Below are 14589 nucleotides of genomic sequence, written 5' to 3' on the forward strand. Positions count from 1 at the left end.
ACCCCTTCACCAAGGAGACCGATGATCCACGCCCAGCGCCACCGCCGTGCCCTGGCCACCTGCGCGTCCGCCCTGCTGCTGGGTGCGGGGACGCTCGCCCTGCCGTCGGCGGCCCACGCCGACACCGCCACGGCGGACGCGGCCGTGACGTTGACCGCCACCCCGCACTTCTCCCTGCTGACCCCGTCGATCGTCTACACGGTCACCGTCACCGACAACGGCCCGGACGCCCTGTCCAGCGCCACCGTGACCACCGCCGTCTCCGACGTCCTCACCCCCGCCTCCGGCAGTGCCTGCACCACCAACCCGGGCAGCGCGGTCTGCCCCTTCGGCCCGATCGCCTCAGGCACCTCCCAGTCCCGGACCTTCACCCTCCCCATCAACCCCGTCACCCTCGCCCTGACCCTCCGCGCCACCGCCACGATCACCACGGCCTCCGCCACCGACCCCAACCCCACCAACAACACCGAGACGGTCGACTGCACTTACCTCACCGCCCTCGACGCGCGCTGCTCCTAACCCCCACCGACCCCCGCCCGTCCGCTCGCCGCGAGTCGCCCCGACGACTCGCGGCGGGCGTGGTCAGATCGCGACGACGGTGACGATGCTTTCGAGGCCTTTGAAGTCGTCGGCGTTGCGCGTGAACAGGGGGAGCCCTTTGACGGAGGCGATGGCGGCGATCATCAAATCCATCCTGCGGGGACGCGGATCGCGGCGCGCGGCGACGGTGAGCGTGACGAGTGTTCCGTAGCGGGCTGCCGCGTCGTCCGCGAAGGGCAGCGCGTCGAAGTCGGCGACAGCCGCTCCGAGCTTTTCCATCCGGGTGGCGCGCACCGCGGGATCTTTGGCCATGGCGACGCCCTGGTGCAGTTCGGCCAGGGTGATGGCGGTGATTTCGGGGACGGCCGGCAGATCCGCGGGATCGAGCAGGTCCAGGTCGATGTAAGTACGGGTGTCGAGGACTCCCGACGGGTGGCGGTCAGCCACGGTCGCGCGCCCAGGGGTCGTCCTCGCCGACGCGGTCGTCTGTCCCGAAGAACTCGTCCGCTTCCTGACGCATCTGTGCGGAGTCGACGCGGGGCAGCCTTCGGTGCCGCTCCACCAGTTCCTCGGCGCTCAGGCGCCGCCTTCGGGCAAGGGGGCGCAGTTCGGCGACCTCGGTTCCGTTCCGGGTGATGTGGTAGGTCTCGCCCGCTTCGACAGCGTCCATAACTGCCGCGGAGTTGTTGCGGAACTCACGCTGGGTAATGGTCTTCACTCTTCCACTGTAGCGCGCCGTGTCCTAAGGGGCTACGCCAGCGAGCCCACCAGGGACGTGGCGGGCGTTACCCCCGTGGCCGTACGGAATTCGGGCGACATGGGCGAACCGCTCTGCGATGCTGCCTCGGGCCCGCGGCCCGAGAAGCCGGCGCCGCACGAGTCCCTGGACGGGGGAGAAAATGACCTTCACGCTTGAGGGACCGGCCTTGGAGGGCAAGCTCGTCCGGCTGGAGCCCCTGCGGCAGCAGCACGCCGGCGACCTGGCCGTCGCCGCCGAGGAAGACCGGAACCCGTACCGCTTCACCTGGGTACCCACCGCCTCCGAGGTGCCCGCGTACATCGACGCCCAACTCGCCCGCGCCGCCGCCGGCCACCTCGCCCCGTACGCCCAGGTGGAACGCGCCTCAGGCCGCGCCGTCGGAGTCACCGCCTACTGGGACCCGCGGCTGTCGCCGGCCGGCGACCGCCTGCACGCGATCGAGGTCGGCTTCACCTGGCTCGCCGCGTCAGCCCAGGGCACCGGGCTCAACACCGAGGCCAAGTACCTCCTCTTCCGCCACGCCTTCGACAACTGGACCGTCGCCCGCCTCGACTTGAAGACCGACGCGCGCAACAGCCGTTCCCGGGCGGCGATCGAGGCAGCGGGCGCCCACTTCGAGGGCGTGCTGCGCAACTGGTCCCGCTCCTGGGCCCCGGGGGAGGACGGCCTGCTCCGCGACTCCGCGATCTTCTCCGTCACGGCTACGGAGTGGCCCGCCTGCCGCGCGCACCTCGAACAGCGCCTGGCCCGCGGGGGCGCGGACCCGTACCGCCCTCGCCCTCAGTCATCCACCGGTTCGAGCTCGAACCTGGAGTAGACCCTCAGCACGTACGGCTCGTCCTCGTCGGGCCGGAATCCCCCGCGACGTCCATCAGGAGGACGTGCTGCGCCCCCACCCGCTCGTACGCCTTCTTGAAGGCCCCGCGGCGGTCGCGGCGAGGTGGCCCCTCAACAGCGTCCGCTTCCGGACCTGTTGGGGCTTGGCGGCGCCCATGGCGCCCCCCCACGCGTGTCCGCCTCCGGCGACCCCCCTGGCCGCGAGCCTGCCCTCGTCGTGAGAGTCAACTTGCACGAGGCGGTGCGACTCGCCTATATTCATGCGAGTCAGCTCTCAGGAAGAGGCCCCGCTTCCGCGAAGCAAAGGAACCGCCCCATGTCCGCCACCGCTTCCCCCACCGCCTCTGCCGCCCCGGCCGCCCCCGCCGCCCGCGTCGACACCCCAGCCCGCACCACCCGCGTCGTCGGCCTCCCCAACAATCTCTCCCTCACCATCGACGAAGCCGGCCCCACGGCCACCGCCACCGGCCCCACCGCCGACGGCGGCACCGTCCTGCTCCTGCACGGCGGCGCCGGCCCCCGCACGATGGCCGGCCTCGCCACCACCCTCTCCGAGCACGTCCGCACCATCACCCCGACCCACCCCGGCTTCGACGGCACGCCCCGCCCGGAGTGGGCCGACTCCATCGCCGACCTCGCCATCGCCTACCTGGACCTGCTCGACACGCTCGACCTCACCGGCGTCATGGTCATCGGCAACTCCGTCGGCGGCTGGATCGCCGCCGAGATGGCCCTGCGCGACACCCGCGGCCGTATCGGCTGCCTCACCCTCCTCAACGCCGTCGGCATCCACACCGGCACCCAGGACGAGATCCTCGACGTCCGCGCCCTGGCCCCCGCCGAGATCAGCCAACTCTCCTTCGCCAACGCCGCGTTCCGCCCCGACTTCAGCACCTTCACCGACCGGCAGCGGGCCGGCATGGCCGCCAACCAGAAGACCCTCGCCACCTACGGCGGCCCTTTCTTCACCCACGACCCGAAGCTCCACGGCCGCCTCCACCGCGTCACCGTCCCGGTCCTCGTCGTCTGGGGTGAGCAGGACGGCATCGCCCCCCTTCCCTACGGCCGCGCGTTCGCCGACGCCTTCCCCACCGCCCGCTTCGCCCCCATCCCCGAGGCCGCCCACTTCCCCCACATCGAACAGCCCGGCCGCACCCTCGCCGCGATCGGCGACTTCGTCGACACCGTCATGAAGCCCACCGCCTGAACGCCCCAGCCCCCGGCGGCACCCTTACGCCCGCCCCGGCCACCCCGCGGCATCGTCCAGCACCGGCGGCGTCCACGCGGCGGGCCACCGCCAGTGCGCCCAACCGGCGGCCTCGCCGAAAGGCCCGCCGCGGGCCGCGATCATCGCCAGCGCCTGCTCCCTCGCACCCTCCACCGCCGCGTGCTCGGCCGCGCTGACCACCCCCTCTCGCAGCGCCTGCGCGCTCCACACCCTCCCCCGAACCACGTCCCGCCGCACCACCGCCTCCCCCACCCCGAACCCCCGCACGCCTCCCCCCGCTCTCTCAGACCCCGCCGCCCGGTGCGGCACCCGCTCGCGGCCGAGGGGCTTTCCTGGCCGCGATCCGATATCCGGCCCGCACCCCGTGGTTGCTCACTGTAGCCACAGGGTCACGAACGGACCCGCCGAGGCGGTTATGGCCGGGGCGGATGGTTGGGAGTGGGGAGGGTGGCGAGCCAGGTGCGGGCCGAGTGGGGGGTGGGGAGGTGGATGACGTCGAGGGGAGTGAAGCGGGGGTCGGCGCAGCGGGAGGTGATTTCGGCTCGGCGGGCGGCGTGTTGGGACCAGGCCCACCGGGCGGGGTGGTCGGGGGTGAGCCAGGCGGCCATGGTTTCGATGTTGCCGGCGAAGATCCGGCGGCGCAGGAGGGTGCGGGCCGCTGAGCGGCGCAGCACGCGGCGCATGATCACCGGGCGGGAGTAGTCGAGCCAGACGATGGTGTCGGCCCGGGACCAGAGCAGGTCTCGGACCTGGGGGCGGCCGAAGGAGTCGAAGATCCAGCAGGGGCCCGCGGTGAGGTGTTCGACGTCCTCGACCAGGCGGGGGTTCTCCTGCCAGCCGGGGCCGGTGATGGCCAGCGCGTCCATCTCGTGGCAGGGAATCGCCAGCCGCCCGGCGAGCGCCCGGGCCAGCGTGGACTTGCCGGCGCCCGTACTCCCCACAACCAGGACTCGTCTCATCGAACGATGGTCACCAGCAGCACGTGCCAGGTCAAGATCGATCGCCCGCGATCTCCGGTGGCCCAGGCGCCGCCGCCCCGGGGATCGGACGGGGTCGCTGGGGGACGGCTGGGGTTGCCGGGACGCTGGGGGCTGCCGGGGGCCTGGGCTAGGGGGTCCCGACCGGTTCCGCGTCCTCGGCGGCGGCGACCTCGGCAGGCGCCGCGGGCCTGAGCCTGCGGGCCGCCCAGACGCCGCCGAGGATCATGAAGACCCCGCCGACAGCGTAGACCGTGTCGATCCGCCCGAAGTGGACTCCCCCGACCGACACGTCGAAGCCCCGCAGCACGGTGCTGGTGAGGACACCGGCCAGAGCCATGGCACCGAGCGAGGTGAGCTGCTGTACCGGGCCGATGACGGTGACCACCCGGCCTATCAGCCGCTCCGGAGTAATGCTGAGCAGCAGGGGGCCGATGACCGCGTTGACGGCGCCCACCGGCAGACCGAGGAGGGCGATGACCACCAGCGCCGCCGGAACGGTGGTGAGGCGGGAGTAGACGATGACGAGCGTGCCGGTGGCCACCAGGCACAGCCAGTAGATCCGCGTGTCGCTGACTTTGCCGGCGATCGCCCCGAAGAGCAGGGCGCCGGCCAGCGCGCCGACGGCGAAGAACGCGCCGACCGTGCCCAGCCAGGAGGCCGCCGCATGCAGGTTGTCGGTGACGAAGAAGACGTCCAGGACGTTCAGGGCGCCTACGCCGACGGTGTAGACGCAGGTGGAGCCGAGCATCGCCATCAGTGCTCTGCTGCGCACGAAGAAGGTGATGCCCTCGCGGAAGTCTGCGGCGAACGAGGTAGGGCGCCGGGCGGACTGTGACGGATCGGGCGTCACCCGCAGCGCCCTGACCAGGAAGAAGGACAGCACGAAGGAGAAGGAGTTGACGACCAGCGCCCACTGGACGCCGGCATCGAACAGCAGCGGCGCGGCCAGCGGGGGCCCGAGGATGCCGGCGGCGCTGCCGGTGGCCTGGGAAAGGCCGAATGCCCGGGACCGGTCCGCCCGGGGAATGGTGGCCGCGACGATGGTGAGCCGGGCCGGGTTGAAGAACTGCGACGCGCCGGCGCACAGGGCGACCGCGGCGTACACCAGGCCGAGCCGCACACCGACGGGCAGCGCCGTCCCGGAGGCGGGGATCACCAGCAGCAGAGCGATGACCGCGGCGCGCAGGGCGTCGGTGGCGAGCATCAGCCGCCGCCGGTCCCACCGGTCGACGAACACCCCGGCGATCGGACCGATGAGGAAGATCGGCAGTGCGGCCGCCATCAACACCCCGCTCACCGCGGCCGGTGCCCACGGGCGACCGTGCGCGATGACGGTGCCGACCCACAGCACGACGGTGATGTCGAACACGTAGTCGCCGACGACGGACACCGCTTGGGCGAGCCAGAGCCGTTGCCAGTTGCGATTGGCGCGCAGCCCCGACGGGACGGGGGCCGGGGTCTCGGCGGTCATGGCGCCTCCTCGTGGGCGATCCGGTCCTGCGGACGATCGGGACGGCGTGAGGTGAGCGCGGCGCGCAGCGCCCCTCGCGGCGGCGGGGTCCGGGGGTGGGCGCCGCGCAGCCTGTCGACGGTCCCGCGGCTGGCGGAGGGCACGCCGTCGGCGGTGAGCCGGGCGACGAGCGGCGCGGCCCTGTCGGCGAGCCTGCGGTCGAACTCCTGCCGGCCGAGCCGGTGGAACGCGTACGGCAGGCTCTCGCGCAGCGGCTCCTCGCTCTGTCCCTCCGCCGCCATGGCGGCGATCAGAGCCCCCCAGGTGATCGGACGCAGGGCGATCGACAGGTGGAGCGAGGCTTCGTCCGTGGCGTCGCCGACGTGGAAGAACCCTCGCGGTAGGTAGAGGCATTCGCCCTCGTGGAGGACGACGTCCATGATCTCGTCCACCGGGGTGTTGTGCGCCGCCGACCAGTCCCGGGCGGGCCAGCGCTGAAGCGGGCTGCCGATCCGCCAGCGCTTGGAGCCGTGGACCTGGCGGAGCAGCACACTCGCCGTGTCGTAGTGGGGGGCCACGCCCCGGGCGCCGGGCGGAGTGAGGAACGCGGCGCAGTAGGTGCCCAGTCCGGTCTCGTCCGTGACCTCGCCGCACAGGTCCGCGATCTCCGGGTGATGGGTCCGGAGTTCCTCCATGACCAGGGTGGCGCCCGCGGCGATCTCGCGTTCCACGGCGGCGGCGTCGACGAGGCCCTCGCGGGCCGCGCCGCCGCGTTCGCGCCGCCGGGTGTGGCCGCGGGCGGGCAGTTCGGTTCCGTCGCGGAACAGCCGGACCGATGCCGCCGGCAACGCGGCGCTGTGGAGCAGCCGTTCAGCCACCTCCAGGCCGAACACGCCGTCCAGTGCGCCGAGGCCGGCGCAGACGAAGGGCCGGTCCTCCCAGTGCCGGGCGAGTTGCCGCGTGTCGATCAGCCGGTCGAGGTTTCCCACCGCCGTCACGCCCCCGCCCCGGTCCGCGGCTGCCGGGCCCGGTGCCCCAACCGCGCCGCCAGGCGGCCGGAGACGACGAGGAGCGACTCGATGTCGGGGGGCCGCTCCGGCCCGGCGGGGATGGTGACCCCGGCGGCGTCCAGCCACCGGGCGGCTCCGCCGGCCAGAGCGGTGTCGCCGGCCCGGCGCCCCGCGTCCAGGGCGTCCAGCAGCAGTGCCCGGCCCGACCTCTCGTCGCCCGCCCGGACGAAGACGGCGCCCAGGACCGCCCGCCACCGCGGCACGGTCGTCGCGGAGGCCCATCGGCCGCCGGTCAGAAGCGGCAGTCCGGCTGCCAGGCGGGAGGCGGACTCGGCCGCTTCCGCGGTCCGGCCGGTGTCGGCTTCATGGGCGGCGGTGTGCAGTTCGCGGACGAACGCGAGCCGGCTCTCCTGGACCGTGCGCGCCCTCGGGCCGGCCGGTCCCGGCACGCTCCGGCGTCCCGGCGCCACCGTCCAGGGTGCCTCGGCGGCCTGGTGCAGACCGGCGGCGGTCAGCGCCGGCCACAGCGCGCGGAAGCGGGACGCCTCGGACAGGAGCAGTTCGTGCCGTCCCCGGCGCAGGAGGATCTTGCAGGTGTCGCCGACGCGGACGTTGCGGGCGATCGTGCGGAGGCGGCGGTGCAGAGCCGGGTCCGCGTCGAGGTCGCCGGGGGACCAGTCGATCCCGCCGGATCGAACCGCGCGCCCCGCGGCCACGTCCTCCAGGGCCGCCAGACCGGTGAGCGCGCGGTCGAGGTCGCCCGCGTAGCCCTCGATCCGCAGCAGGTTGATCCGGGGCTGAAGGCCCAGAGCGGCCAGCCGGGGCCGCAGCGCCGAGTCGGGCCGGTCACCGGCGTAGTCGATCTCGCTGTGGCACACGGCGCGGGCCTCGTCCAGGCGACCGAGCCGGAACAGCGTGAGCGCCACCAGGTTGGCCGCAGAGAACAGGTCCTCCGGTCCGGGCCGGGGGTCGGCGAGGAGGGCACGCACCCGGTCGACGAGCGCCTCCCCGCCATGCGGTACGCGTTCCTCGTCGGACAGGAATCCCAGCCAGTTGGCACGCGGTACGGTCACTGTGCGGCCCTTTCTCGCAGGTCGGCGGCTGCGGTGCGGTGGCCGCCCGTCCGGAACCGGGCGGCGTCCCGCTCCAGCAGCCGGCGCCACAGGCCGAACGCGGCGCGTTCCCCGGCCCGGCCCAGACCCATCCGGTTGGTGTGCATGTGCAGCAAGGACGCCGCTGCCCGCAGCCTCCGGTCACCGCCCGAGCTGCCCGGCCACCGCTCCCCGAGCCGGAGGGCGTAGGCCGCGCCGCCCTCGGTCCAGCGTGCGGCGACCCTCGCCGGCACGGCGTCGGCCGGCCCGCGGCCGGAGCGCAGCTCCCACAGCGCGCTCCCGTGTGCGCGGTACTCCGCGGAGCCGGCCCGTGAGTCGGTCAGCCGCGCGGCCAGGGTCAGCCGGTCGGCCCGGTCGGGCAGCAGCACGGCGGCGATCCGGTCGACACTGGCGGCGGTGAGCACGGCCCACGGCAGCGGCGCCGCGGCCTTCCGGGCGAGAGCTTCGGCCACGGCGGCGGAGTCCGTGTCGAACAGCGCCTCGGCGGCGCCGATCAGCGCGGGACCGCCGTAGCGGTCGGTCTCCGGGCGGTAGGTACGCAGCGACACGTCGCTCACCGGCAGTTCCCCGCTCACCCGGCGCGTCCAGTCGAGCAGGTCGTCCAGCAGCGCGCCATGCCGGCCGTCGGCGCACCGCAGGCGGATGCGGAGTTCGTCGACGGGATCGGCGTAGCGGACGAAGAACATTCGGTCGGCGCCGTACCGGGCGGCCAGGGCGGCCCGCAGGTCCGGGAACCGCCGCGTGATCAGGGTGTCCTGGAGCCGGTGGGGCAGCGCGAGGTGCAGCGCGAGCCAGTCGCCGCCGGGCGGGTGCGACCGGCGGACGGCGGTGCGGACGCCCGAAGCGGCGGCGTCGGCGACGGTGGCGGCGGCGACGCCGGCACTGGCACTGGCGGCGGAATCTCCGGAGGCGCCGGTCCGCGCGGCCCCGACCGGTCGCCCGATGGTGACCGGGACGACCGCCTCCAGCAGGTACCGGCCGCCGTCCTGCCCCGCCACGACCTCACCACCGGGTACGGGCACGACCTCCTCGAGCAGCACCCCAGCATCGGCACGGCCCCGCACGGCCCGGCCGGGTGCGGCCCGGCCGGGTGCGGCCCGGTCGAGTGCGGCCCGGTCGAGTGCGGCCCGGTCGAGTGCGGCCCGGAGGTGGGCGAGCGACACCGCGCTGCGCAGATCGAGCAGCAGCCCTTCCGAGCCGCGCACCAGCCGGACGTGACGCGGCACCATCCAGGTCTTCGCCCAGGCACCCACCGCCGTGGTGAACTCGCCGGTGAGGTCTACGCGGCGCAGCCGCCAGCGGGCGGGCGCGACCACCAGGGGGCCGCGGGCGAGCCGGGGCAGGAACGGCCCGTGGCCCGTGCTGCCCCAGTCGAAGGGCGCCGGGTGCCGGAAGCTGTTGGCCGAGGCGTCGAGCAGGAACCGGCAGACGGGTGGTGCCAGGTGCAGGCCGAGCGCCGAGGACTGGGTGATGTACAGCCGCCGCCCGAGGCGGGCGCTGAAGAACTCGAAGCGCCCGGACTCGACGGCGACCAGGATGTCGGCGGGCGCGACGACCCGGTGCGGGGGGACCGTGGGGGCGACGTCCACCGGCATCTCCCACCCGCGCCACCGGTCGCGTGCGGTGACGTGTTCCGCGGCCGCCGGACCCGGCCGGTAGGACAGTTCTACGAAGAGCCTGTCGGGGGCGGCCGACTCCTGAGCGCGGAAGGTGTCCTGGAGGGCGCCCCGGGTGGCGTCGTCCAGGAGGTCGGTGAAACGGCCGTATCCGGTGCCGGCGGGCGCCGCGCCGAATCCGCTCAACGCGGCCCGCAGGACGCCGTGGCCGTCCCGGGCGACCCGCAGGCAGACGTCCACGCCGGGCAGCGGAGGTGCGGCGGCCGGTGGCCCGGCGCTCGCCACCAGCCTGGTCACGAGCGCGTCGTCGAGTTCGCAGGTGAGGCGCCGGTGGGCGAGCGCCCCGGTGACCAGCTCGGCGAGCAGCGCGTCCCGCTGGTCGTACCCGGTCTCCACGGCTTCGGTGGAGACGCGCAGAAGGCGGAGGGTGTGCACCGTCTCCAGGACGGGGACACGGGCGCCCTCACCGTAGTGCGCGGTGAACGCCTCGGCCGCGCGGGCCAGATAGCGGGGATAGCGGCTGCCGCGCCCGACCAGGGCGAGAAGCGACGCCGCCGTCTCGGCCAGCCGGGCCACCCGCGGGTCGGCGGCGGATGATCCGGACACGGCGGCGATGGCGTCCAGGTGCCCTGTCGGGCCGGCGCCGGCAGTCGGCCGGGCCGCGACGGCGGGCGACGGAACCGCGACGTCCGGCAGTGCCGCGACGTCCGGCGATGCCGCGACGTCCGGGGGTGCCGCGGGTTCGCGGGACGCCGCCGCACCCGGCGCGCGCTGTGCGCCGGCGAGCGGCCGGCGGATGTCAGCGCGTGTCCGCGGCGGGCTGTCGGGGACCGGGCGCAGGAACCCCGTCCGGACCATCGCGGTCACCAGGACAGTGGCCGCGGCCGTCGCCGGGGTCGCGCCGTCCGGGCCGCCCCCGAGCAGCGCGACCAGGGTGTCGGCCCTCTGCGGGTGGCGGGCCGCTCGGAGAAGGGCCAGCGCGGGGGCGGAGCCGCGCAGCCACACCGCGACGCCTTGGCCGTGCGGCTCCCGCCACAGGTGGCCGTCCAGTTCGTGGGCCAGGTCGGATGCGATCAGCGAAGTCGACCCCGCGAGCGGACCGGCGCCGGCGGGGGCGTCCGGCGCGGTGCCCGCGGGCGCGGCGGGCTTCCGGCGCGGCCTGGGCGCGGGCGGCCCCTCCAACCGGATGTCCCGGTCTGCGGCGAAGGGCACGCCGACGACACCGGCGAGCAGGCCGAAGGGCGTGGGCCGAGTGCTCATCCGGTTGACGTACCGGTCCAGGGCCAGCGCAGCGCGGGTGCCGGGCGACGGCAGGGTGTCGCCGAGTGCGGCGAGCAGGGCGGGAGCGGCGTGGCGGAGCGCCGGGGGGACGTGCGGCAGCCGCCAGGTCTCCTGGAGGAAGGCGTGGTGCGCGGTCGCCCAGTCCGGCCGGTCGGCCGGGCAGTCGTCGAGCATCGCGGTGTAACGGTCGGCCGCCAGCGCGGGGATCCGCAGGATCGCGCGGGCACCGGCCGTGTACCGCGGGGCGCCCGGCGGCGGTCGGTTGCCCGGCGGCGGGCGGTCCTCCGCGCTCCGCGGCTGCTCCAGCGGGGACATCGCAGCTCCCAGGGCCGTTGTCCGATCTTGCTGCCGAATGCTGCGCCGATCAGCGGGGGGACGGCGTGGACGGTACGGCCCCACCTCGCGTCAAGTTCCGCGGGGCAGGGCCGTACGGTCATGGCTGCCGGCCAGGCGTCAGAAGGACTCGCTGCAGCCGAAGTTCGTGTCGGTGTAACCGGCTTCCTGGTCCGTCACTTCCTCGGCGTGACCCTCCACGTCGCCCTCCGCGACCGCCGCATCGGCTTCTTCCGCCGCCGCGGACAATTCCTCGCCGTCGATCTTTCCGGGCTCTTCCGCCATGATTTCCTCCCGAGTCCATTACCGCCCGATCCGATCGGGCGGCCTATTTAAATTATCGGAACGGAGCGTTGGTGCGTCAATAGTCACACCCAGGGAATAAGAATGAATGACAGCGAATCGAATTCCGGGCACGGCGAATTGACCGATATCCTTTCGCATATCGGTCGTCGCCTGCACCTGCGGAATTACTTTCAGGCTGCCGCGCGGGCCGCTCCTTTCGGCGTCACGGCCACGTCGAGTGCTTCTTCCGTCGGCCCGGGGATTCGTGCGGCAAGATGCATCCCGGGGCCTAGGCTTCCTGGTCCACGAGGTCGGTGACCGCGTCGAGGAGGGCGGCCACCGCGGCGGCGCGCGGCGCGCCGGCCCGCAGGACGGCGGCCGACAGGCGTTCCAGCGGCCCGTCGACGGGGCCGCGTTCCGATCCCCGCCTCCGCGCCAGCGAGAGCCGGAGAATGGCGGCACTCTGGTTGGCGAGTTCGGTGAGCAGATCCATGGCGTCGAGGTCGCCGATCCGCTCCAGCGTGGGGTCCAGCACCTCCAGGACGCCGATGATCTCGCCGTCGCGCTCCATCGGCACGGCCATGATCACGTCGGGGACCAGGCCGGTGCCCTCGGCGAAGTCCCGGTCGAAGCGGCTGTCCTCGGCGACGCCCCGGACGATCAGCGGGTCGCCGGTGTTGGCGACCCAGCCGACGATGCCGTGGTCGCCGGGGAGCGTCGTCCCGACCAGGCGGTCCTCACCGACACCCGACGAGGTCTCGAAGACCAGGCTGCCGGTCCGCGCGTCCCGGATGAAGACCGAAGCGGCCGCGGCGGCGAAGGACAGCCTGGCCAGCCGCACGGTGGAACGCAGGATCTCGTCGAGTTCCGCGCCGCTCACGCCGCACTCCCCGCCCTGATGTTGCCGGCGGTCGCGGTCAGTACGTGCCGCAACTGCGGGGTCCGGAAGCCGGGGTGACGCTCCAGGATGCGGGCGCACAGCCCGGTGATCCGCGGCGCCGCGAAGCTGTTGCCGGACACGCGGCGGACCGAACCGCCCCGCCAGGGCACGGTCACGTCGACGCCGAGCGCGAACAGGTCCACCGGGGGCGCCGGGTTGGACTCGACGTGCTCGGTGTCGGGGACGGCGTGCGCGCCGACCGAGATGACCGAGGGGAAACGCCACGGGTAGCTGTCGACCGGGCCGTTGTGGGCGGCGGAGACCAGGGTGACCCCGGCGAACCACGCCTCGTCGGTCAGGTCGTGCAGGTGTTCCTTGAAGGCGGCCCGGCGGGTGGACAAGCTGACGTTGACCAGGGCGAACCGCTGCCGGACCGCCCATTCGAGAGCGGCGAGCAGCGCTTCGCCGTTGCCCTGCAGATTGCTGTCCAGTACCCGGACGCTGGTCAGCTCGCAGCCGGGGGCGACCGCGCGGATGATGCCCGCGCAGGCGGTGCCGTGGCCGCTCACGTCGCCCGCCGTGTCCTCGGCGACGGTCCATCCGCGGTGGCCGGCGCCGTGGGGGGCGGCCGGCGCGGGCGGGGCGGCGGTGAACTGCCGCACATCCGGTCCGATCCCCGGGTGGCCGGCCTCCACACCGCTGTCCACCACGCAGACCCTCACGCCCCGCCCGGTGGCATCGCCCCAGGCCCAGTCGCGCCCGATCGGCTCGGGGGCGGCGACGGCCGCCGCATCGTAGAACTGACCGGTGGAGACGTGGGAGAAGCGGACGACGCGGCGCGCGCCGGCCGGCGCCGCGTCCGTCACCGCACGGCTCCGGCCAGGAGGTCCCGCGGCGCGGTGGCCACCGGGATCCAGCCCCGGCGGCGGACCTCGATGTCGAGCCGTTCCTCCCAGTTGAACCGCAGGCTGGGGCAGGGCAGGTGGCCGTCCCGCCACAGCTTGGGGCAGGAGCCGCCGCACACGGGGAGGATCGGGCAGCGGGCACACTGGGCGCCGCCGGAATCGACCTGGTCGTACCAGTCGTCGAAGGCGCCGGCGGGCCGCGGCGCCGCACCGGTCAGGTCGGCCACCTCGGCGACCACCTGGGTGTCGCGTACCCCTGGCACCAAGGGGTGCTCGGAACAGGAGTAGATCCGGCCAGCGGTGTCGATGATCTCGCCGGACCTGCTGGTGGCGATGCAGGTGGTGGAGACCGTGGAGCCGGGCAACGCGACGAAGTACAGGCCGAGCGCCTCGGCTGTGCGCAGCCACCGGGCCTCGCGGCCGGCGTAGGCGTTCGCCTGGAGCTCCACCGCGGACACGTCGTTGCCCCAGGAGTGCACCGGGGACAGCTGGATGCGTACCTGGCGGTCGGCCAGGCCGAGGCACGCGAGGTCGTCGAGGAGGTCCGTGACGTGGTCCTCGTTGCCGTTGTCGATGTTCACCCGGATCCTGATGTCCAGCCCGGGCACGCGCCCGCGACGGACCACCTCGCCGAGCACCTCGACGGTACGGCGGAAGGTGCCCCGGCTGTTGCGCATGATCCGGCGCCGGTTGTGCACCGCCTCGGGACCGTCGATGGTCAGCTCCATCGACGTCAGGCGCCAGTCGAGGTGGAGTTCCTCCAGGGTGCGAACGGTCAGCAGACTCCCGTTGGTGGCCATCCGGGCGGAGTACGCGGTGCCGTGCCGGTCGGCCGCCGAGGTGAACCGGGCACTCATCTCGCGGATGACGCGCAGGGCCAGCAGGGGTTCGCCACCGAACCAGGTGACCTTGACCGCCGAGGTCTCCGGGTCGGCGATCATCGCCTCGACGCGGCGCGCGGTGCGGTCCATACGCCGCGCGTCGTGGGCGGCCTTCCTGTGCTCCTGTCCGCAGTAGTCGCAGGCCATGTTGCAGTACGACGTCGGCATGATGGTGACGGCACGGGTCTGCCGCCGGGCGGAGCCGGCCCGCAGCCGTCCGGTGACGGCGGCCAGTTCGTTCTCCTCCCGGTCGACCAGGACGCCCAGCCCGGCGAGCCGTTCCAGCTCCGCCGGTTCGAGACCGGAGAGGTCGCCGGTGCGCAGCGCGTCGTGGGCGGTGCGGCCGAACCGGACGAGGGACGCGGTGCGCGTGACGAAGCCGAACCACGCCTCGACACCGCCCGCGTCGCGGTACGGGGACGCGCCGAGCAGGAGGTAGCGGCTGCGGACAAGTGCGGCGGCGACCGGTGTGGACATGGGCGGGCTCCTCG

At 74.0% G+C, this 14589-nt stretch carries 15 protein-coding genes; 3 read left to right on the plus strand and 12 right to left on the minus strand.

Features of this window, described 5'->3' with window-relative positions:
• Window positions 1-21: 21 nt before the first annotated feature.
• The gene (locus tag OG519_RS13160; RefSeq protein ID WP_405582827.1) at window positions 22-519 is read left to right on the plus strand and encodes a hypothetical protein; all 498 of its coding nucleotides are present in this window, start codon (window positions 22-24) and stop codon (window positions 517-519) included.
• Between the two features lie 63 nt (window positions 520-582).
• On the opposite strand, the gene OG519_RS13165 is transcribed toward OG519_RS13160, so the two are convergent.
• Complete coding sequence (locus tag OG519_RS13165) at window positions 583-987, minus strand: type II toxin-antitoxin system VapC family toxin (RefSeq protein WP_405582829.1); 405 nt, start codon at window positions 985-987, stop codon at window positions 583-585.
• Window positions 980-1258 (minus strand): type II toxin-antitoxin system Phd/YefM family antitoxin, encoded by a 279-nt coding sequence (locus OG519_RS13170; RefSeq protein ID WP_405582831.1) that lies wholly within the window; start codon window positions 1256-1258, stop codon window positions 980-982. Before OG519_RS13170 ends, OG519_RS13165 begins: the two co-directional genes overlap by 8 nt.
• Window positions 1259-1439: 181 nt before the next feature.
• Here OG519_RS13170 and OG519_RS13175 point away from each other — a divergent pair, with 181 nt between their 5' ends.
• Both OG519_RS13175 and OG519_RS13180 read left to right on the plus strand, forming a co-directional pair.
• Window positions 1440-2117 (plus strand): GNAT family N-acetyltransferase, encoded by a 678-nt coding sequence (locus tag OG519_RS13175; RefSeq protein ID WP_405582833.1) that lies wholly within the window; start codon window positions 1440-1442, stop codon window positions 2115-2117.
• Window positions 2118-2453: 336 nt separating this feature from the next.
• Entirely contained in the window at window positions 2454-3344 is an 891-nt protein-coding gene (locus OG519_RS13180) for an alpha/beta fold hydrolase (RefSeq protein ID WP_405582835.1), read from the plus strand.
• Window positions 3345-3368: 24 nt separating this feature from the next.
• Here the strand turns inward: OG519_RS13180 and OG519_RS13185 are convergent, their stop codons facing one another.
• The 10 genes from OG519_RS13185 to OG519_RS13230 all read right to left on the minus strand — a co-directional run bounded on the left by OG519_RS13185 (window position 3369) and on the right by OG519_RS13230 (window position 14575).
• Complete coding sequence (locus tag OG519_RS13185) at window positions 3369-3632, minus strand: hypothetical protein (protein WP_405582837.1); 264 nt, start codon at window positions 3630-3632, stop codon at window positions 3369-3371.
• 146 nt (window positions 3633-3778) lie between these two features.
• Window positions 3779-4324, minus strand: coding sequence for an AAA family ATPase (locus OG519_RS13190; protein ID WP_405582839.1), 546 nt, complete (start codon window positions 4322-4324; stop codon window positions 3779-3781).
• Window positions 4325-4472: 148 nt separating this feature from the next.
• Window positions 4473-5816 (minus strand): MFS transporter, encoded by a 1344-nt coding sequence (locus OG519_RS13195; RefSeq protein ID WP_405582841.1) that lies wholly within the window; start codon window positions 5814-5816, stop codon window positions 4473-4475.
• The gene (locus tag OG519_RS13200; protein ID WP_405582843.1) at window positions 5813-6793 is read right to left on the minus strand and encodes a JmjC domain-containing protein; all 981 of its coding nucleotides are present in this window, start codon (window positions 6791-6793) and stop codon (window positions 5813-5815) included. The genes OG519_RS13195 and OG519_RS13200 overlap by 4 nt, the downstream gene beginning before the upstream one ends.
• Window positions 6790-7878 (minus strand): hypothetical protein, encoded by a 1089-nt coding sequence (locus OG519_RS13205; protein WP_405582845.1) that lies wholly within the window; start codon window positions 7876-7878, stop codon window positions 6790-6792. Before OG519_RS13205 ends, OG519_RS13200 begins: the two co-directional genes overlap by 4 nt.
• On the minus strand, window positions 7875-11129 hold the full coding sequence (locus OG519_RS13210; protein ID WP_405582847.1) for a thiopeptide-type bacteriocin biosynthesis protein: 3255 nt from the start codon (window positions 11127-11129) through the stop codon (window positions 7875-7877). The genes OG519_RS13205 and OG519_RS13210 overlap by 4 nt, the downstream gene beginning before the upstream one ends.
• Window positions 11130-11267: 138 nt before the next feature.
• The gene (locus OG519_RS13215; protein WP_405582849.1) at window positions 11268-11432 is read right to left on the minus strand and encodes a hypothetical protein; all 165 of its coding nucleotides are present in this window, start codon (window positions 11430-11432) and stop codon (window positions 11268-11270) included.
• Between the two features lie 289 nt (window positions 11433-11721).
• On the minus strand, window positions 11722-12312 hold the full coding sequence (locus OG519_RS13220; protein WP_405582851.1) for a GAF domain-containing protein: 591 nt from the start codon (window positions 12310-12312) through the stop codon (window positions 11722-11724).
• On the minus strand, window positions 12309-13178 hold the full coding sequence (locus OG519_RS13225; protein WP_405582853.1) for a S8 family serine peptidase: 870 nt from the start codon (window positions 13176-13178) through the stop codon (window positions 12309-12311). The genes OG519_RS13220 and OG519_RS13225 overlap by 4 nt, the downstream gene beginning before the upstream one ends.
• The gene (locus OG519_RS13230) at window positions 13175-14575 is read right to left on the minus strand and encodes a radical SAM protein (RefSeq protein WP_405582855.1); all 1401 of its coding nucleotides are present in this window, start codon (window positions 14573-14575) and stop codon (window positions 13175-13177) included. The genes OG519_RS13225 and OG519_RS13230 overlap by 4 nt, the downstream gene beginning before the upstream one ends.
• Window positions 14576-14589 lie beyond the last annotated feature (14 nt).

Origin of the sequence: Streptomyces sp. NBC_01190, assembly GCF_045039895.1 — a bacterium.
In the GTDB taxonomy this organism is placed as follows: domain Bacteria; phylum Actinomycetota; class Actinomycetes; order Streptomycetales; family Streptomycetaceae; genus Actinacidiphila.